We start from the raw sequence: 16,721 nt of genomic DNA, 5'->3' as shown, positions 1-16,721 counted from the left end.
ACGTAAGGTAGCCGCATGGATACCCCCACCGAGGCTCTCCACCGCGTCTTCGGTTACGACTCGTTCAGGGCGGGTCAGCAGGAGATCATCGACCACGTCGTCGGCGGCGGCGACGCGCTGGTGCTCATGCCCACCGGCGGCGGCAAGTCGCTGTGCTACCAGATCCCGGCGCTCGTGCGCCCGGGGGTGGGGGTCGTCGTCTCGCCGCTGATCGCGCTCATGCAGGACCAGGTCGACGCGCTGCGCGCGCTCGGCGTGCGGGCCGGTTTCCTCAACTCCACCCAGGACTTCGACGAGCGCCAGCTCGTGGAGGCCGAGTTCCTGGCCGGCGAGCTCGACCTGCTCTACCTCGCCCCCGAGCGGCTGCGCGTCGAGGCCACGATGCGGCTGCTGGCCAAGGGCGAGATCTCGTTGTTCGCCATCGACGAGGCCCACTGCGTGGCGCAGTGGGGCCACGACTTCCGCCCCGACTACCTCGCCCTGTCGGAGCTGCGCGAGCGCTGGCCGCAGGTGCCGCGCATCGCGCTGACCGCCACCGCCACCCCGGCCACCCACGCCGAGATCTCCACCCGGCTCGGCCTCGACCAGGCCCGCCATTTCGTGGCCGGCTTCGACCGGCCCAACATCCACTACCGCATCACGTCCAAGAGCGACCCCAAGCGGCAGCTCCTCGACTTCCTGCGCACCGAGCACCCCGGCGACTCCGGCATCGTCTACTGCCTGTCGCGCTCGTCGGTGGAGAAGATCGCCGCGTTCCTGGCCGACCACGGCATCGCGGCGGTGCCGTACCACGCGGGGCTCGACGCCCGCACCCGCGCCGCCCATCAGTCCCGCTTCCTGCGGGAAGACGGGCTGATCGTGGTGGCCACCATCGCGTTCGGCATGGGCATCGACAAGCCCGACGTGCGTTTCGTCGCCCACCTCGACCTGCCCAAGTCGGTCGAGGGCTACTACCAGGAGACCGGCCGCGCCGGGCGCGACGGCCTGCCCGCGACCGCCTGGATGGCCTACGGCCTGCAAGACGTCGTCCAGCACCGGCGCATGGCCCTGGAGGGCGACGAGGCCCACCGCCGCCGCCAGGTCCTGCACCTCGACGCCATGCTGGCGCTGTGCGAGACGGCCGGCTGCCGCCGGGTCATGCTGCTCGACTACTTCGGGCAGAAGGGCGCCGAGCCCTGCGGCAACTGCGACACCTGCCAGAGCCCGCCCGAGTCCTGGGACGGCACGATCGCCGCCCAGAAGGTGCTGTCCACCGTGCTGCGGCTGAAGCGGGAGCGCGGCCAGAAGTTCGGCGTCGGGCAGGTGGTCGACATCCTGCTCGGCAAGAAGACGGCCAAGGTGCTCCAGCACGGCCACGACTCGCTGAGCGTCTTCGGCGTGGGCACCGACCTGGGCAACGCCGAGTGGCACGGCGTGGCCCGGCAACTGCTGGCGCAGGGCCTGCTCGCGGTGGAGTCCGACCACGGCACGCTGGTGCTCACCGACGCCAGCGCCGACGTGCTGCGCGGGCAGCGGGAGGTGCCGTTGCGCCGCGACACGGCCCGTCCGGCGTCCCGGTCGTCCAGGTCGTCGTCCGGGTCGTCCGGGGCGAAGGGCCAGCCGGCCGCCGAGCTGCCCGCCGAGGCGGCGCCGCTGTTCGAGCGGCTACGGGCCTGGCGGGGCGCGGTCGCCAAGGAGCAGGGCGTGCCCGCGTACGTCATCTTCCACGACGCCACGCTGCGGGAGATCGCCACGTTGTCGCCGTCCTCGCTGGCTGAGCTGAGCAGGGTCAACGGGGTCGGGGAGAACAAACTCGCCAAATACGGGGACCAGGTCCTGGAGGTCGTCGCGTCCGCGGCCACCGAAGACGCCTGACGCCGTCCCCTGCTCCGCCCCGGAAGAGCCACGGTTCGGGGTGATGGCGACGGCCGCACGAAGAACGGTCGTCGCCATCACGCTGGCCGACCTGGTCGAGGCGCGTGGCCCGCGACCGGCCGGACGGATGCCGGGCCCCGGTGTCCCTCTTTGATCGTACGGGGTGCCGCCGCCGGGTGGGGGGCCGGTCACGCCGTCAGTTCGGCCGGCGGCCGAGGTAGGCGAGGAGGTGGTCCTGGGCGGTGCCCAATGGGGGCGGCCGCAGCCGGGCGCCGAACCGGGACGGGCGGTCCTCGTCGGTGACGAAGAGATGGGCCAGGTCCAGCAGCTCTTCGGCGAGGGCGTGCGGGATCGGGCGGTGTTCACCGCAGGCCCGCGCGATGTCCCAGCCGTGCACGGTGATCTCGATGGCGCCCGCCGCGGCCACCATCGGCGTCGTCATGGGCACGTCCCCCACCGCGACCATCCCGGCCTGGATGGTGCCCGTCCACGTGCCGAGCACCTCCGTCGCGCCGTCCCTGAGCAGCAGCGCCGGGTTCCCGCACACCGGCCCGCCGACCGGCACGGGCCTGCGGGCGGGGGCGATGCGGCCGAGGGCGGCCTCGTTCAGGGCCTCGAAGGAGTCCTGCATGTGGTCCAGGAGCTCCTGGAGGTTCCAGCGGGAGCACGGGGTGGGCCGGCACAGGACGTGTGGGCTCACCACGCGCAGGCTGCCCAAGGTGTAGTGGATGGCCCTCTCCAGCAACGCCACCCCTGCCGTCAACGCCCGCGCCCGTTCGTCCATGTCGCCTCCTCGACCCATATAGACCTTGAGGGAAGCGGAAAATCATCGGCCCTGGGACGGGGTGCCGTTCGCGCCCGGCGAGCAGAGCGGATGGGCATGCCTTCCGGCCACAGGTGGCCGCTTCGCGCGACTCGCCGTCCGTCGGGCCGAGGAGCCCGTCCGGCAGTCCCGCGGACCCTCCGCCGATCCACGGTCCGGACGGGCCCTCTAGCGGTCGCCGGCCCCGGCGAAGGTGACCCGGATGGAGTACAGGTCGCCGGCCGAACTGGTGATGAACAGGTCGTTGCGCTTGGCGCCGCCGAAGGTCAGGTTCGAGACCGACTCAGGCAGCAGGAGCTTGCAGAGCAGGGCGCCGTCGGGGTGGTAGCAGTGCAGGCCGTCCAGGGCGGCGGCCCAGACGCGGCCGTAGCAGTCGAGCCTGATCCCGTCGAACCAGTCCTCGGCGAAGACCTTGCCGCCCGACAGCGTGCCGTCGTCACCGACGTCGAAGATTCGAATGTGGCGCTCGCGGGTGTCCACGATGTACAGCCGGCTCTGGTCAAGTGAGAAGGCCAGCCCGTTGGGGCGGACGAAGTCGTCGGCGACGACGGTCAGCTCACCGCTTTCCGGATCGAGCCGGTACACGTTGTCCGCGCCGATCTCGCTCTCGGCCGGGCTGCCTTCGTAGTAGCCGGTGATGCCGTAGCGCGGGTCGGTGAACCAGATGGTGCCGTCGTATCGGACGACGACGTCGTTGGGGCTGTTGAGCCGCTTGCCCCTATAGCTTGCGGCGAGCACGGTGATCGACCCGTCGTGCTCGGTCCTGGTCACCCGGCGCGCCCCTTGCTCGCACGTGACCAGCCTGCCTTCGCGATCGACCGTGTTGCCGTTGGCGTTGCCCGCCGGGCTTCTGAACACGCCGACGGCGCCGGTCGTCTCGTCCCAGCGCAGTAGCCGGTCATTGGGGATGTCGCTCCACACCAGGTAGCGCCCGGCCGGGAAGTAGGCCGGCCCCTCGGCCTTACGGCTGCCCCGATGCAGCACCTCCACATACTCGTCACCACCGTCGAACCCGAACCGCTCGTCCACGACCTCGAACCGCGCCTTGAACCTGTCCATCACCGAACCACCTTTGGACATAACCGACTTTCACTGGACACCATATTGGAGATCGCCGCCTCTACAGGAAGCAGTTCGGCAAGTGCTTCTTTGGAGGAGATGCGTCACGTTCACAGGGCGCACCCGCGGCGGCGCGCTGACATGGTCCGGAGGACGCCGAGAGCAGCGCGCGTGCGGGCCTTCGCTGCGGCGGGCCGGATCGTCCTGGACCGGCGCGAGCGAGTGCCGCCGGCCGGGCCTGGTGCTCTTGGATCGCTACCGCGCGGGGGAGCTCGGAGTGCGGGTGACGTGGGGGCGTATGTCCCGCTGGAACCTTTCGGGCGGGTGGGGGGTAGGTGAGGGCATGAGGAAGATGGCGATGATTTCGGTGGCGGTGCTGCTGGCAGGGGTTGGATGTGCCGGAGGTGGCGGTCCTGGGCAGGGGGTGGGCGCGAGTGGTGGTACCGGGGCCTTGTTCGGAGGTACGGGGAGCGAAGCGGATTCCTCGGCGAGCGGGGCTTCGGGGATCACACGGAGCGAGGCTGGGAGCCCGAGCCCGACCGCCGATGCCGCCCCGGCGCCCGACCCCGGCGCAGGCGCCCACTCCGAGCCGACCTTCGTCCCCAACCTGAGCGCCGACGTCAGCCCGGCCCCGGGCTCGGGCTCTGGACTGAGCACCGATGCCGGCGCCCTTCCTGGCTCAAGCCTGAGCCCCGCCGCCACCCTGAGCACCGGCGGCCGCCCGAGCCCTGGAGCTGGGGTGGGGTTTGGTGACAGAGGGAGGGCGAGTGCGGAGGGTGAGCGGGTGGGGTGCCGGGGGGCGTTGGTGGTCGGCGGGGGTGGGTTTCCGGAGGTGCGGGGGGTGTCGGCGGACGCCGAGGTGTGGGGGTTGTTGTTCGTGTCCAAGCTGCCGCTTCGCCGGAAGGAGACCACCAAGATCGTATGGCGGATGACCGGGGACGGGCCGCTGACGGTCAGGGCGTCCCTTCCTGACGGCACCGCCGCCCGCCTCGCCTGGGGGCCCGAGGAGCACGGCGGGTCGTCCTGGCACCGGCCGGGGGACGAATGGGGCACCGGCCTCGTCTTCCCCAAGCCCGGCTGCTGGAGGATCGAACTCAGCCGCCCCCACGGCAAGGGTCACCTCTGGCTACCGGTCGCCTGACAACACCCGGCAATCCACTGCACGCACCCACCACCGACTTCCAGCCGCCCCAGCAACCCACCGCACGAGCCACGCCTGGCTACCGGCCGCCCAACAGCAAATGGCCCATGCACAGACCACCCCCGGCTGCCGGCCGGTCAGCGCCCAGCAGGCCCCACCCCTGGCCGCCGGTAGTCCAGCAGCCAGGGGCTCACCAGACGCTGCGGCCCTCGTTACCGGTTGCTCAGGGCTCGGTCTACGAAAATTTGGAGGTCGGTGAGGACCTCGTCCTTGTTGGTTTCGTTGAAGACTTCGTGGCGGGCGCCGGCGTAGATGCGTTCGGTCAGGTCGGTGCCCTTGACGGCCTCCACCCCGACCCGGCTGCCGGCCAGCGGTACGAGTTGATCGTCGCCGCCGTGCACCCACAACGTGGGCAGTGCGCCGAACGTGCCGCCCTTGGCGATCGTGTCCAGCATCGCGGCGAACGCCTCCACCGTGGCCCGCTTGAACGGCCCGTGCCAGACCAGCGGGTCGTCCGCGTACGCCGCCCCCACCGACGGGTCGCGGGAGAGCGTGGCCGGGTCGATGGGGATGTCGGGCAGCTCGTCGAGCGCCATCAGCGCGGGGATGACCGCCCACTCGCCGATCACCGGGCCCGACAGCACCAGCGCGGTCAGGCCCTCGGCGTAGCGCTGGGCGTACCGGGCGGCGATCATGCCGCCCATGGAGTGGCCGATCAGCACGACCGGGACGCCGGGGTGGTCGGCCCTGGCGCGCTCCTCGACGGCGTGCACGTCGGTGACGACGTCCTCGAAGTCCTCGACGAGCACGCGTTCGCCCGCCGACCTGCCGTGGCCCATGTGGTCGAGTCCGTAGACGGCGGCGCCGTGCCGGACGAGACGGTCGGCGACGTACTCGTAACGGCCGATGTGCTCGCCGTACCCGTGGACCAGGAGGGCGAGGTAGCGGGGCCGGTCGTGCGGCCATTCGCGGACGACGTTCAGCCCCCGCGTGCCGGTGAAGGTGTGCTCTCGCGACTCGGCCATGAACTTCCTCTCCCATCCAGCCACGACGTCCGAAAACCGCTGACTTCCGCGGGCGCGCCGGTGTTGTAGAGAGTATGGACATCCACACCATCATCGACAGTCCGCTGGGCGAGATTCTCCTCGTCGGCGACGGCGCGGGACGGCTGACCCGCGTGTCGTTCGACGTGGGCAGGCCGCCCGGACGCCGGGAGCCGGCCGCCTTCGGGGAGGCCGAACGGCAGCTCGGCGAGTACTTCGCGGGCGGGCGTACCTCGTTCGACCTGCCCCTGGCCGCCCGCGGGACGGCGTTCCAGCAGCGGGTGTGGGCGGAGGTGGCGGCGCTGCCGTACGGGACGACGACCAGCTACGGCGAGCTGACCGCCCGCGCCGGCGTGGCGCGGGACCGGGTCCGCGCGGTCGGCGCGGCGATCGGCGCGAACCCGCTGCTCGTCGTGGTCCCCTGCCACCGGGTGGTCGCCGCGGACGGCGCGCTGACCGGCTACGCGGGCGGCCTGGAACGCAAGTGCGACCTGCTCACCCTCGAAGGCGTCCTGCAGCCGCAGCTCTGGAGCGTGTCGTCATGACGCCGCAGGTCGACGGGGCCGACTGGCAGCGGCTGGCCGGGGAGCTCGACGCCCACGGCTGCGCGCTGACGCCGCGGCTGCTCTCGCCCGCGGAGTGCGCGGAGATCTCCGGCCTGTACGACGAGCCCGGCAGGTTCCGCTCGACGGTCGACATGGCCCGCCACCGGTTCGGCTCCGGCCAGTACCGGTACTTCCGCCGGCCGTTCCCGCCGCTGGTCGAGGAGTTGCGGGCGGCGTTCTATCCGTATCTGCTGCCGATCGCCCGCGACTGGGCGGCCCGGCTGGGGCAGCCCGCGCCCTGGCCGGACGACTTCGCCGAGTGGCTGGACATGTGCCACGCGGCGGGACAGACCAAGCCGACCCCCATCCTGCTGCGCTACCGGGAGAACGACTGGAACGCGCTCCACCGCGACCTGTACGGCGACCTCGTGTTCCCGCTGCAGGTCGTGATCGGGCTCGACCGGCCCGGTGAGGACTACACCGGGGGCGAGTTCCTGCTGGTGGAGCAGCGGCCGAGGGCCCAGTCGCGGGGCACGGTGACCGCGCTGCCGCAGGGTCACGGGCTGATCTTCACCACCCGCGACCGGCCGGTGCGCTCCTCGCGCGGCTGGTCGGCCTCGCCGGTGCGGCACGGGGTCAGCACCGTGCGTTCGGGGCTGCGGCACACCCTCGGCCTGGTCCTGCACGACGCGACATGACCAGCGTGCGAACGGCCGAGCTGGACGCGCTGCTCACCCTCGTCCGGGCCCAGCGCCCACGGGCGCGGGCCGTCGTCGTCGGCCACGGCCGGGACGGCGCCCGCCTGGCCGAGGCGTTCGCCGACGCCTGGGACGGGACGGTGCTCGCGGTGGTCGCCTGGCCGGAGACGGCGGCGTCGTGGTTGCGCCAGGCCAGGCGGTTCACGGCGGGCGAACCGGACGCCTGGGTGGTCGCGGGCGCGCCGGCGGGATGGGCCGGGATGAGCGAGCGCCTGCGCCGCAGCACCGACTGGGATCCGCGCCGGACGTACGGTTCGGCGGCCACGGCCCGCGCGGTCGCCCTGGCCGCCCCTGGGACACTGGAAGGCATGCGCGGAGCCGACGCCGACGGCACGACATGGCGAATAGGACGAAACCTGATTTATCGGGAACCATCATGATCCCCCTTCCCATGCGGGAGATCGCGCCTGGCGCGGTGCACGTCCCCGGCTGGCTGTCCCTCGCCGAGCAGCAGGACCTGGTGCGCGCCTGCCGCGCGTGGGCGACCGGCCCGGTGCCGATCCGGCACACCGTGCTGCCCGGCGGCGGCGTGATGTCGGTGCGGACGGTGTGCGTCGGCTGGCACTGGCAGCCGTACCGGTACACGCGGCTGGCCCACGACGTGAACGGGCGGCGGGTCGCCGCGTTCCCCACGTGGCTCGGCGACCTCGGCCGCCGCGCGCTGGCCGACGCCTACGGCCGCCCGGACGACGGCTACGACCCCGACACCGCGCTGGTCAACTTCTACGACGGCCAGGCCAGGATGGGCATGCACCAGGACAAGGACGAGCGCTCCGACGCCCCGGTGGTGTCCCTGAGCGTCGGCGACACGTGCCTGTTCCGCTTCGGCAACACCGAGACGCGCGGGAAGCCGTACACGGACGTCGAGCTGGCCTCGGGCGATCTGTTCGTGTTCGGCGGCGCGTCCCGCTTCGCCTACCACGGCGTGCCGAAGGTCTACCCGGGCACCGGCGACCCGGCCACGGGCCTGGCCGCCGGGCGCCTCAACGTGACGATGCGGGTGACGGGTCTTCGATGAAGTAGTCGAACTGGTCGTCGGTGAGGGTGCGACGCAGGATGCGCAGGACCTTGCCCGGGTCGTCGTGCGGGCCCGGGGTGTAGAAGGGCTTGCCGTCGCGGCCGAAGGTGATGGCCGAGCCGCCCTCCCACTTGCCCAGCAGGTCGCTGACGGGCGAGAAGTCCTCGTGGGGCTCGAAGCCGAGGGTGCGCGCGTAGTCGATCGAGCCGAAGACCAGGTGCTGGGCCAGCTCGATCGGCACCTCCTGGTAGCCCGCGTACTCGCCGAAGAAGTATTCGCGGAACCTGCGCAGGTCGCGCTCGTCGAGCACGTCGGGGCCGATGGTGTTCTTGATGCCGAGGCAGTAGACGTCGGCGAGGTAGCCGCAGACCGTCATCCGGTCCCAGGTGTGGCGCCGGGCGACCAGCACGCACACCATGCCGCCGGCGCCCGACTCCGGGGCCTCGTCGACCCAGCCCTTGGACGGGTCGACGCCCAGCCCGGCGCTCCAGCCGACGTTCATCCAGCAGCCGACCACCTCGGGCTCGGCCGACGTCACGTTCTCGGCGGCGATGGCGCGCACGAGGGGCGCGACGACCGACGGCGACACCTTGAGCGCCCGCGCGATCTCCTTGGGAGACCTGCCCTGGGCGCGCAGCTCGCGTACCTGATCCTTCAACTCCACACGCGGCAGCCTAGCGCCCGGCGTCCCGTCAGGCGGACAGGCCGCGGGCGAGCCACGCCAGGAACCGGAGCGGCCGGGCCTCCCCCTCCGGCTCAGCCGACGGACGAGGTCACGGTGTCCACATGCTTCTGGCTGACCGAACGCCCCGACACCAGCACGAGGTCGAGCGCGCGCAGGTCGGCCAGGCGGTCGAGCGGGTTGCCGCGGACCGCGATGACGTCGGCGCGCTTCCCGCCCTCCAGGCTGCCGGTCTCGGCCCCGACCCCGCACGCCTCGGCGGCGCGTACGGTGGCCAGCTCGACGATCTCGGCGTTGCCGAACCCGGCCTCGGCGAAGACCTCCAGCCCCGACACGTAGTCGTCGGTGCGCTTGTCGAGCCCGGCGATGGCGAACCCGGTGTCGGTCCCGGCGACGAGCCTGATCCCGGCCTCGCGCATGGCGGCGAGGTTGCCCAGCCAGCGGTCCATCGGCTCGGCGCCGACGAGCGCGCGCAGGTTCCAGAACTGGCCGTGCACGGTCGGGCACACGTACGTGCCGCTTGCCGCGATGCGGTCGGCCAGCCGCGCGTCGTAGGCCGGGCCCGCCGGGGTGTGGAACGTGCAGTGCTCGATCGTGGTGACCCCGGCCTCCAGCGCGTTGCCGATCGACTCGGGGGCGTGGGCGTGGGCCGCGACGGTCCTGCCGCGCGTCGCGGCCTCCTCCACGGCGGCCCTGATCAGCGCGGCCGGGTACTGGGCCCGCCAGCTCGGCACCGAGCCGGGCGACATCTCGCCGCCCGAGGCCATCACCTTGAGGCAGTCGGCGCCGGCCCGCAGGTTCTCCCTGGCCACCCGGCGGACGGACGGCTCGTCGTCGGCCTCGCCGCCCATGTACCAGCAGTGGCCGCCGGTGACCGTGATCGGCCGGGTCGCGGCGATCAGGTGGGGGCCGACGGCGAGGCCGCCCTCGATCGCGTCGCGCAGGATGAGGTCGAGGAAGCCGCGTCCGCCGAGGTCGCGGGCCGTGGTGACGCCCGCGGAGACGAGCTTGCGGGCGTTCTCGGCCATGCGCAGCAGCAGATGGCCGTCGCTCACGGCGCTGCGCCCGGTCACCGGGTCGACCGTGCCGTCGAACCCGAGGTGCACGTGCGCGTCGACGAGGCCGGGCAGCAGGGTGTGGCCGGGCAGGTCGAGCGTCTCCGCGGCCTGGCCCGCGCTGCCGCGGGGGCCCACCGAGACGATGCGCGAGCCGTCGATCAGCACCTCACCGTCCGTGATGACCTCTCCGGGACGCCCGGTGAGCACCGTGCCGGCACGGATGATCCGCATGCCCTCCACAGTGCCACACACGGCCCCGCCACGCCCGCCCCGCGGGGCGCCGGGAACACGGCCCCCCAATTGATAGGAAGGTTTACTTATTACGGCATGATGGCCGTCCATGTGGACGCGCGACTTCGTGCTCTTCTTCACCGCCCGCACGGTGTCGATGCTGGGCTCGGCGATGATGCCGGTGGCCACCGCGCTCGGCATGCACGACGCCGGTTACGGCGCCACCGGCGTCGGCCTGGCGCTGGCCGCCTGGATGGTGCCGATGGCCGGGCTCATCCTGTTCGGCGGCGTGCTCATGGACCGCTTCACGCCCCGCCGCATGATGGTCGGCGCCGACCTGGCCAGGACCGCGACGCAGGCGGGCACGGCGGCCCTGTTCGGGCTGGGCCGGCCGGAGTTGTGGCAGGTCGTGGCGCTGTCGGCGGTCGCCGGGGCGGCGGCCGCCATGTACACGCCGGGCGTCGCGGGCACCATCTCGCGGATCGCGGCCGACGTGCAGCGGGCCAACGCCACCCTGCGCATGTCCGAGGCGATCATGCAGTTGCTCGGGCCGGGGCTGGCGGGGGCGCTGGTCGGGCTGGCCGGGGTGGGCGTGGTGTTCGCCGCCGACTCGGCCGGGTTCGCGATCAGCGCGGCGTGCCTGCTGCTCATGCGGGTGCGGGTGGCGGGCTCCGGCGAGGAGCCGGTGCTGGTGCGGCTGCGGGAGGGCTGGCGGGAGTTCCGGTCGCGCACGTGGATGTGGAGCGTCATCCTGATCTGGGTGGTCTTCGGGATCACCCTGTTCGGGCCGCTGATCCCGCTGGGCTCGGTGCTGGTGACCGACGCGTACGGGCAGACCGCGTACGGGCTGGTCATGTCGGCGAGCGGGGCAGGGACGATCGTGGGCGGCCTGGTGGCGCTGCGGATCAGGCCGGCCAGGCCGCTGGTGGCGGGCGGGATCGGCATGTTCCTGTTCGCGCTGGAGCCGCTGAGCTTCGCGGCCGGCGTGCCGCTCGGCGTGATCATGGCCTGCCACGTGGTGGGCGGGGCGGGGTGGGCGTTCTGGTCGGTGATGTGGGCGACGAGCGTGCAGACGCTGGTGCCGGCCGAGGCGCTGAACCGGGTCAGCGCGTACGAGATCGGCGGCTCGACCATGTCGCTCCCGATCGGCCAGGCGCTGGCCGGGCCGGTGGCCGCCCTGGTGGGCTCCCGCGAGGTGCTGGGCTTCTCCGCGCTGGTCACGGTCGCCGGCTGCCTGGCGCTGCTGTCCCTGCGGCCGGTGCGGCAGATCACCGTAAGGCCACGGGAAGAGGACCGTAAGGCCGCTCCCGCATCGTAGAGGCATGACAACGACGCAGACCGCGCAGTACGAGATCGTCCGCACCTTCGACGCCCCCCGCGAGGACGTCTACGCCGCCTGGACCCAGCCCGAGCGCTTCTCCCGCTGGTTCGGCCCCCGCATGCTGGCCACGCCGGTCGGCCGGATCACCCTCGACGCCCGTCCCGGCGGCCGGTGGCGCGCGACGCTCGTCGGCGAGGAGGGGTTCGAGGCGACGCTGGAGGGCTCCTACCGCGAGGTGCGGGAGCCCGCCCGGCTGGTGTTCACCACCGGCGACCCCGACAACCCCGGCGACGGCCCGGCCTCGGTCGTGACGCTCGACCTGCTCGACCGGGACGGCGGCACCGAGATGCGCTTCCACCAGTTCGGCGTCAACACCGACCAGGAGCACGCCGAGCAGGCCAGGGCAGGCTGGGACGAGTTCTTCGACCGCCTGGCCGAGCATGTCGCCCGCTGACCCCCGACACGCCGGCCCTCGACACGCCGGCCCTCAGAACAGGCCGAGGGCGTCGTCCAGCTTGTACGTGCCGCCCCGCTCGTACGCCGCGGCGAAGGCGTGCTCACCGAGGGCGTCCCGGACCCGGGCCGTGACCCGCTCCTCCTCCTCGCGTTCGGCGGCGTTGGCCGGGGTCCGGATCTGCTCGCGGACCGCGGCGGCCAGCCCCAGCAGCACCGCGGCCCGCTCGGTCGGCCCGGCCGCCGACGCCGCGCCCGCGACGCACGCCGCCGCCGTGCGCGGGTCGCCGACCCTGACCGCCGCGGCCAGCGCCTCCCGGTGCAGCTCCAGGGCCGCGGCCGGGTCGCCGCGCAGCTCGGTGACGTGGCCCAGCTCGACCAGCAGGTCCGGCAGGTGCAGCGGCGGCTCGACGGCGGGGTCGCGCGGCAGGCCCGCCAGCAGGTGGTGCAGGTGCGACTCGGCCAGGTCGAGCAGCCCGGCGCGGCGCGCGGCGAAGGCCAGGCCCATCTCGGCCATGGTCTCGCCCATCTTGTAGCCCTGGCCGAGCGCCAGCTTCAGCGCCCGTCCGCACAGCTCCATGGCCTGGTCGTAGGCGCCGTCGTGCAGGGCCGTCCAGCCCAGCCAGGCGATGCGCCCGGCCACCTCGGGCCACAGGCCGAGCTCCTCGGCCATGCGCAGCCCCTCGGCGAACAGCCGGCGCGCCCGCTCGTGGTCGCCGGCCATCTCGGCCGCGCCCGCCAGCCATTCGGTGGCCTGCAACATGCCCCAGCGGTCGCCCAGCTCGCCGAACAGCCGCGCGCTCTCCCCCGCGTCCCGCTCCAGCGCCTCGGTGTCGCGCATGGTGAACGCGTCGCGCGCCCGCCTGGCCAGCGCGACGGCGACGCCCCACGTGTCGCCGAGGGCGCGGCAGGCGGCCAGCGCCCGTCCGGTCAGCTCCTGGCCGGTGACCATGTCGGGCACGCTCATGCCGGCGAACAGCTCGGCCCTGGCCCGCTCGCCCGGGTCGGCGACGCGCTCCAGCAGCGGCTCCCACGCGACCTGCTCGCCCAGCAGGAGCGCGAACCCGGCGTGCCAGGCCGCCGCCCGGTGCCTCGCCGGGCCGTCCGGCCCCGCGACGGCCAGCGCCGCGCCCAGCGAGCGCCTGCCCTCGGCCAGCCGGCCGCGCAGGAACCAGTACCAGGCCAGCGCGTTGACCAGGCGCGCGGCGGTGTCGGCGGCCCCCTCGGCGATCGCGGTGTCCAGCGCGGCCCGCATGTTGGCCGACTCGGCGTCCAGGCGCAGCAGGCGGTCCCGCTGCTCGCCGCCGTACAGGCCGGGTTCGGCCGCCACGGCCAGCTCCAGGTAGTGGCGCAGGTGGGCGCGGCGCACGTCGGCCAGCTCGCCGGCGTCGGCCAAGCGGCCCACGCAGTACTCCGACACCGACTCCAGCAGCCGGTACCTGACGCCCGTCGTGCTTTCGGTGACCACCACGAGCGAGCGGTCGACCAGCCGGGCCAGCAGGTCGAGCACGTCGAGCCCCGGCTCGGCGCACACCGCCTCGGCCGACTCCAGGGTGCAGCCGTCGGCGTGCACGGCCAGGCGGCGCAGCACCACCCGTTCCTCGTCCGACAGCAGGTCCCAGCTCCAGTCGATCACGGCGGTGAGCGTCTGCTGCCGGGCGGGCGCGCCCCTCCGCCCGGACGCCAGCAGCCTGAACCGGTCGTCCAGCCGGTCCACCACCCCCTGGACGCCGAGCGCCCGCACCCGCGTCGCGGCCAGCTCCAGGGCCAGTGGGATGCCGTCGAGCCGCCGGCAGAGCTGGGCCACCGCCTGCGCGTTGGCCGCCTCCAGGGCGAACCCGCGGGCCGAGGCGGCGGCCCTGGCGACGAACAGCCGGACGGCGTCCGAACGGGCCATCTCCGTCAGGTCGGTGCCCGCCGGCAGGTCGAGCGGCGGGACGCTCCACAGGACCTCGCCGTCCACGCCGAGCGGCTCCCGGCTGGTGGCCAGGACGGTCAGGCCCGGCGCCGCGGCCAGCAGCGCGTCGACCACCTCGGCGACCTGCTCGACCACGTGCTCGCAGTTGTCCAGCACGAGCAGCAGGCGCCTCGGCCGCAACGCCGCGGCCAGCCGCTCGGGCACGTCGCCGCCCGACGGGTCCTCCCGGATGTCCAGTGCGGCCATGATCGCCTCGGCGGGCGAGTGGGTGGCGCCGTCGAGCGCGACCAGCCAGGCGCCGTCGGCGAAGCCGTCCAGCAGCCGGTGCGCCGCCTCCAGCGCCAGCCTGGTCTTGCCGACGCCGCCGGTGCCGGTGAGCGTCACCAGCCGCTCGGCGGTGACCAGCGAGCAGACCTCGGTCAGCGCCTCGTCCCTGCCGACGAGCTTGCTGACGGACGCGGGCAGGTTCGTGGTGGGCCGCTCGGCGGGCAGGCTCAGCTCCGGGTCCTGGGCCAGGATCGCCTGGTGCAGCGCGACCACCTCGGGGCCGGGGTCGAGGCCCAGCTCGTCGGCCAGGCGCTCGCGCAGCTCGGCGAAGCTCGCCAGGGCGTCGCTCTGCCGTCCGGCCCGGTACAGGGCGCGCATGTGCACGGCGCGCAGCCGCTCCCGCAGCGGATGCCGGCCCACCAGGTCGCCCAGCTCGCCCACGAGCAGCCCGTGCTCGCCCAGTTCGAGCCGGGCCTCGGCGCGCTGCTCCAGCGCCGTGAGCCGCTGCTCCTCCAGCCGGACGATCGCCGACCTGGTGTACTCCTCGTCGGCGAAGTCGGCGTACGCCGCCCCCCGCCACAGCGCCAGGGCGTCGGCCAGCAGCCCCGCCCTGGTCCGCGGGCTGTCGGCGGCCTCGGCGCGGGCCAGCAGGCCGGCGAAGCGGTCCGCGTCGAGCGCGCCGGGATCGGTGCGCAGCAGGTAGCCGGGCGCCCGCGAGACCACCAGGTTCTTGCCGCCCGGCTCGGCGTCCTCCAGCGCCTTGCGCAACTGGGAGACCCGCACCTGGAGCGCGCCCGCCGGGTTGCCCGGCGGCTCCTCGCCCCACAGGTCCTCCACCAGCCGGTCGGCCGAGACCGGATGACCCTCGTGGACGAGCAGGTCGGCGAGCAGCGCCCGGACCTTGAGCCCGGGGATCGTCACGGGCTCCCCCGCGTCGGTCCACACGGCCAGCGAGCCCAACACCCCAAAACGCATGTCCGTCACCTTATGCGCCGCCGTAAGCCCACGAGAAGCGCACCGGAAGCGCCCTCCGGCACCGTGAAGGCAACGAAAGGGGAAACGACATGAAGACCGGCACCCTCGCTGGACGTCGCGAATGGACGGGCCTCGCGGTCCTCGCCTCGGTGGCCCTGCTGCTCTCCATCGACCTGAGCGTGCTCTACCTGGCGCTGCCGCACCTGAGCGCCGGACTCGGCGCCTCCGCGCCGCAGCAGCTGTGGATCCTGGACATCTACTCGTTCATGCTGGCCGGCTTCCTGGTGACGATGGGGACGCTGGGCGACCGGATCGGGCGGCGCAGGCTGCTGCTGATCGGCTCGGTGGCCTTCGCCGCGGCCTCGGTGGCCGCCGCGTACTCGGTGAACGCGGAGATGCTCATCGTGTGCCGGGCGCTGCTCGGCGTCTCGGGGGCGACGCTGCTGCCGTCGTCGCTGGCGCTGATCCGCACGATGTTCGCCGACGGCCGGCAGATGGGCACCGCGATCGGCCTCTGGTACGGCTGCTTCATGCTCGGCATGGCGGTCGGCCCGCTGGTGGGCGGGCTGCTGCTGGAGCACTTCTGGTGGGGGTCGGCGTTCCTGATGGGCGTGCCGTTCATGGCGGCCGTGCTGGTCGCCGGACGGCTGCTGCTCCCCGAGTACCGCGACCCGCACGCCGGCCGCCTCGACCCGGCCAGCGTGGCCCTGTCCCTGGCGACCATCCTGCCGGTCGTCTACGGGCTCAAGGAGGTCGCGCGCGGCGGCTGGCAGCCCCTCCCCCTGATCGCGGTCGCCGCCGGGACGGCCTTCGGCGTGGTGTTCGTCAGGCGGCAGCGCGACCTCGCCAACCCGCTGCTGGACCTGCGGCTGTTCGGCAACCGCGCGTTCGCGGCGACGCTGGGGATCATGTCGCTCGGCGGGATCGTCATGGCCGGGACCACGCTCATGACCACCCAGTACCTGCAGACCGTGGAGTCGTTGTCGCCGCTGGGCGCCGGGTTGTGGCTGGTGCCGCAGAACGTGGCGATGATCGTGGCCCTGTCGGTCGCGCCGCGGCTCGCCGCCCGGATCGGCACCGCGTACGTGATGGCCGCCGGGCTCGCGCTGGGCGCCGTCGGGCTGTTCCTGCACACCCAGGTCCCCAGCGTGGGCGGGACCGGGCTGGTCGTCACCGGGCTGGTGCTGGCCTCGGCGGGCATCGCGCTGCCGATGGGCGCGGGCAACAGCGTGATCATGACGGCCGCGCCCGCCGAGAAGGCCGGGTCGGCGGCGGCGCTGACCGAGACGAGCGGCGAGTTCGGGGTGGCGGTCGGGGTGGCCGCGCTCGGCAGCCTCGGCACGGCCGTCTACCGCGGGCGGCTCCCCGAGCACCTGCCGGTGGAGGCGGTGCGGGAGAGCATCAGCGCGGCGGTGACCGCCGCCAAGGACCTGCCCGGCCTGCTGGAGGTGGCGCGGGCGGCGTTCACGGCGGGGCTCAACACGGTGGGGGCCGTGAGCGCGGTGGTCTTCGCGGGGCTGGCCGTCTTCGCCCTCCTCACCCTCCGCCACCACCGCCCGACGCCCTGACCCCCTC

The 16,721-nt window shown here is 73.5% G+C and carries 15 protein-coding genes; 9 read left to right on the top strand and 6 right to left on the bottom strand.

What is annotated here, in order from left to right:
• The first annotated feature begins 15 nt into the window (after nt 1-15).
• A complete protein-coding gene (gene recQ / locus ACWEJ6_RS04755; RefSeq protein ID WP_452421272.1) occupies nt 16-1,854 on the top strand; it encodes a DNA helicase RecQ in 1,839 nt (612 codons plus the stop codon).
• Nucleotides 1,855-2,050: 196 nt separating this feature from the next.
• On the opposite strand, the gene ACWEJ6_RS04750 is transcribed toward recQ, so the two are convergent.
• Both ACWEJ6_RS04750 and ACWEJ6_RS04745 read right to left on the bottom strand, forming a co-directional pair.
• Entirely contained in the window at nt 2,051-2,638 is a 588-nt protein-coding gene (locus tag ACWEJ6_RS04750) for a TIGR03086 family metal-binding protein (RefSeq protein ID WP_387668193.1), read from the bottom strand.
• 207 nt (nt 2,639-2,845) lie between these two features.
• Entirely contained in the window at nt 2,846-3,736 is an 891-nt protein-coding gene (locus ACWEJ6_RS04745) for an SMP-30/gluconolactonase/LRE family protein (RefSeq protein ID WP_452421270.1), read from the bottom strand.
• Nucleotides 3,737-4,577: 841 nt separating this feature from the next.
• On the opposite strand from ACWEJ6_RS04745, the gene ACWEJ6_RS04740 reads away from it, so the two are divergent.
• On the top strand, nt 4,578-4,877 hold the full coding sequence (locus ACWEJ6_RS04740; RefSeq protein ID WP_452421268.1) for a hypothetical protein: 300 nt from the start codon (nt 4,578-4,580) through the stop codon (nt 4,875-4,877).
• Between the two features lie 212 nt (nt 4,878-5,089).
• Here ACWEJ6_RS04740 and ACWEJ6_RS04735 read toward each other — a convergent pair whose 3' ends face one another.
• Complete coding sequence (locus ACWEJ6_RS04735; RefSeq protein ID WP_452421266.1) at nt 5,090-5,902, bottom strand: alpha/beta hydrolase; 813 nt, start codon at nt 5,900-5,902, stop codon at nt 5,090-5,092.
• Between the two features lie 74 nt (nt 5,903-5,976).
• On the opposite strand from ACWEJ6_RS04735, the gene ACWEJ6_RS04730 reads away from it, so the two are divergent.
• From ACWEJ6_RS04730 to ACWEJ6_RS04715, 4 genes are read left to right on the top strand one after another with little or no spacing between them, the layout of a single operon-like run.
• Nucleotides 5,977-6,465, top strand: coding sequence for a methylated-DNA--[protein]-cysteine S-methyltransferase (locus tag ACWEJ6_RS04730; protein ID WP_452421264.1), 489 nt, complete (start codon nt 5,977-5,979; stop codon nt 6,463-6,465).
• The gene (locus tag ACWEJ6_RS04725) at nt 6,462-7,163 is read left to right on the top strand and encodes a 2OG-Fe(II) oxygenase (RefSeq protein ID WP_452421262.1); all 702 of its coding nucleotides are present in this window, start codon (nt 6,462-6,464) and stop codon (nt 7,161-7,163) included. The genes ACWEJ6_RS04730 and ACWEJ6_RS04725 overlap by 4 nt, the downstream gene beginning before the upstream one ends.
• Entirely contained in the window at nt 7,160-7,603 is a 444-nt protein-coding gene (locus ACWEJ6_RS04720) for a hypothetical protein (RefSeq protein ID WP_387668207.1), read from the top strand. The genes ACWEJ6_RS04725 and ACWEJ6_RS04720 overlap by 4 nt, the downstream gene beginning before the upstream one ends.
• Nucleotides 7,600-8,241, top strand: a complete 642-nt coding sequence (locus ACWEJ6_RS04715; protein WP_352349813.1) for an alpha-ketoglutarate-dependent dioxygenase AlkB family protein — start codon at nt 7,600-7,602, stop codon at nt 8,239-8,241. The genes ACWEJ6_RS04720 and ACWEJ6_RS04715 overlap by 4 nt, the downstream gene beginning before the upstream one ends.
• On the opposite strand, the gene ACWEJ6_RS04710 is transcribed toward ACWEJ6_RS04715, so the two are convergent.
• The gene (locus tag ACWEJ6_RS04710) at nt 8,207-8,905 is read right to left on the bottom strand and encodes a helix-turn-helix domain-containing protein (protein ID WP_452421260.1); all 699 of its coding nucleotides are present in this window, start codon (nt 8,903-8,905) and stop codon (nt 8,207-8,209) included. The genes ACWEJ6_RS04715 and ACWEJ6_RS04710 overlap by 35 nt on opposite strands.
• A gap of 92 nt (nt 8,906-8,997) precedes the next feature.
• Nucleotides 8,998-10,212, bottom strand: coding sequence for an amidohydrolase family protein (locus tag ACWEJ6_RS04705; RefSeq protein ID WP_452421258.1), 1,215 nt, complete (start codon nt 10,210-10,212; stop codon nt 8,998-9,000).
• Between the two features lie 109 nt (nt 10,213-10,321).
• On the opposite strand from ACWEJ6_RS04705, the gene ACWEJ6_RS04700 reads away from it, so the two are divergent.
• Together ACWEJ6_RS04700 and ACWEJ6_RS04695 are read left to right on the top strand one after the other, a co-directional pair.
• A complete protein-coding gene (locus ACWEJ6_RS04700) occupies nt 10,322-11,530 on the top strand; it encodes an MFS transporter (protein WP_452421256.1) in 1,209 nt (402 codons plus the stop codon).
• Nucleotides 11,531-11,534: 4 nt separating this feature from the next.
• Complete coding sequence (locus tag ACWEJ6_RS04695; RefSeq protein ID WP_358283260.1) at nt 11,535-11,987, top strand: SRPBCC family protein; 453 nt, start codon at nt 11,535-11,537, stop codon at nt 11,985-11,987.
• A 33-nt stretch (nt 11,988-12,020) separates the two neighbouring features.
• Here ACWEJ6_RS04695 and ACWEJ6_RS04690 read toward each other — a convergent pair whose 3' ends face one another.
• Entirely contained in the window at nt 12,021-15,146 is a 3,126-nt protein-coding gene (locus tag ACWEJ6_RS04690) for a BTAD domain-containing putative transcriptional regulator (protein ID WP_452421254.1), read from the bottom strand.
• Nucleotides 15,147-15,235: 89 nt separating this feature from the next.
• On the opposite strand from ACWEJ6_RS04690, the gene ACWEJ6_RS04685 reads away from it, so the two are divergent.
• Nucleotides 15,236-16,714: an MFS transporter gene (locus ACWEJ6_RS04685; protein WP_452421252.1), complete on the top strand. Its 1,479-nt coding sequence runs from the start codon at nt 15,236-15,238 to the stop codon at nt 16,712-16,714.
• Nucleotides 16,715-16,721: the final 7 nt, after the last annotated feature.

It is taken from the genome of Nonomuraea sp. NPDC004702 (genome assembly GCF_053601695.1).
The sequence above is the reverse complement of the archived record's forward strand: the minus strand, read 5'-3'. Positions and strand labels throughout refer to the sequence as shown.

Coding starts and splice junctions, on each gene's coding strand:
- ACWEJ6_RS04735 (WP_452421266.1), bottom strand. CDS start 5,902: ATGGCCGAGTCGCGAGAGCACACCTTCACCGGCACGCGGGGGCTGAAC.
- ACWEJ6_RS04700 (WP_452421256.1), top strand. CDS start 10,322: ATGTGGACGCGCGACTTCGTGCTCTTCTTCACCGCCCGCACGGTGTCG.
- recQ (WP_452421272.1), top strand. CDS start 16: ATGGATACCCCCACCGAGGCTCTCCACCGCGTCTTCGGTTACGACTCG.
- ACWEJ6_RS04705 (WP_452421258.1), bottom strand. CDS start 10,212: ATGCGGATCATCCGTGCCGGCACGGTGCTCACCGGGCGTCCCGGAGAG.
- ACWEJ6_RS04745 (WP_452421270.1), bottom strand. CDS start 3,736: ATGGACAGGTTCAAGGCGCGGTTCGAGGTCGTGGACGAGCGGTTCGGG.
- ACWEJ6_RS04750 (WP_387668193.1), bottom strand. CDS start 2,638: ATGGACGAACGGGCGCGGGCGTTGACGGCAGGGGTGGCGTTGCTGGAG.
- ACWEJ6_RS04715 (WP_352349813.1), top strand. CDS start 7,600: ATGATCCCCCTTCCCATGCGGGAGATCGCGCCTGGCGCGGTGCACGTC.
- ACWEJ6_RS04695 (WP_358283260.1), top strand. CDS start 11,535: ATGACAACGACGCAGACCGCGCAGTACGAGATCGTCCGCACCTTCGAC.
- ACWEJ6_RS04725 (WP_452421262.1), top strand. CDS start 6,462: ATGACGCCGCAGGTCGACGGGGCCGACTGGCAGCGGCTGGCCGGGGAG.
- ACWEJ6_RS04720 (WP_387668207.1), top strand. CDS start 7,160: ATGACCAGCGTGCGAACGGCCGAGCTGGACGCGCTGCTCACCCTCGTC.
- ACWEJ6_RS04690 (WP_452421254.1), bottom strand. CDS start 15,146: ATGCGTTTTGGGGTGTTGGGCTCGCTGGCCGTGTGGACCGACGCGGGG.
- ACWEJ6_RS04730 (WP_452421264.1), top strand. CDS start 5,977: ATGGACATCCACACCATCATCGACAGTCCGCTGGGCGAGATTCTCCTC.
- ACWEJ6_RS04685 (WP_452421252.1), top strand. CDS start 15,236: ATGAAGACCGGCACCCTCGCTGGACGTCGCGAATGGACGGGCCTCGCG.